Below are 851 nucleotides of genomic sequence, written 5' to 3' on the forward strand. Positions count from 1 at the left end.
GGCGACTTCTTGATAGCGGGGCGCGGCCATAGAGATATGTTATACGCATAATATGCATTCGGTGTGGGGGAGTGCTCTACCGCTGCACGAAATCGGGCTCCGGCATGGTGCGTGACATCGTCCAGATCTCCACAGACTTCTTCCTCGGCCACCTGGTCCACACGAAGGGCTTGGGATCGGCGTTCCACCGGTCCTTCCACGTGCGGAGGTCGTCCTCCAGCGTCTGAACGCCCTCGTGGACTCCGCGACGGACGAGCTGGTCAGCCAAGTAGCCGAACCAGTGCTCGACCCGGTTGATCCACGAGGAGTCGGCAGGGATGAGGTCAAGGGAGAAGCAGGGCGAGGCGCGCTCGAGTCCGTGCCATGGGTACCAATGGTGTTCCTCCTGACACTTGGTTGCGTCTCCGTCTCCCACTTCGGCCGACAACCGCGCCGGTCAGCGAGGGAAGCCCCATGTTCCGTCGCCGCGACTCTTCTGCTCGAAGGTCCTGACGGGTAACGGTTGGACGCCTAGCCTGATAAAGAGACCAGGGAGGTGGAGCGCATGGGTGGTGCCCAGAACCCATCAGAGCTGAGCGACGCAGGGGTTGGCGAGAAGGTCCGGCAGCTACGCGTGCTGCGGGGCATGACGCAGGAAGATCTCGCCGAGGCCAGCGGCATCAGCATCTCGGTTGTCCGCAAGGTTGAACAGGGCGGGTCCGCCCGCATGGAGACGTATCACGCGCTGGCCCGCGCTCTGAACGTGGTCACCATGACGTTTGTTCGAGCTGGGGCCCCTGAGCCCGTCCTCGACAGCACCAGTGAACTGGTTCTCGCCCCCATGCGAGCGGCCGTCGCGCCGGCGATCGACC

2 protein-coding genes are annotated in these 851 nt (G+C 63.8%); one reads left to right on the forward strand and one right to left on the reverse strand.

All coding sequences use genetic code 11. From position 1 onward, the window contains the following. Positions 1 to 76: 76 nt before the first annotated feature. Positions 77 to 268, reverse strand: coding sequence for a hypothetical protein (locus ABD844_RS52465; protein WP_344897694.1), 192 nt, complete (start codon positions 266 to 268; stop codon positions 77 to 79). A 276-nt stretch (positions 269 to 544) separates the two neighbouring features. On the opposite strand from ABD844_RS52465, the gene ABD844_RS52470 reads away from it, so the two are divergent. Then, positions 545 to 851: helix-turn-helix domain-containing protein (locus ABD844_RS52470; protein WP_344897697.1), on the forward strand; the 307-nt coding region annotated here is incomplete at its 3' end.

The sequence above is a fragment of the Nonomuraea antimicrobica genome (assembly GCF_039536965.1).
Taxonomy (GTDB): domain Bacteria; phylum Actinomycetota; class Actinomycetes; order Streptosporangiales; family Streptosporangiaceae; genus Nonomuraea; species Nonomuraea antimicrobica.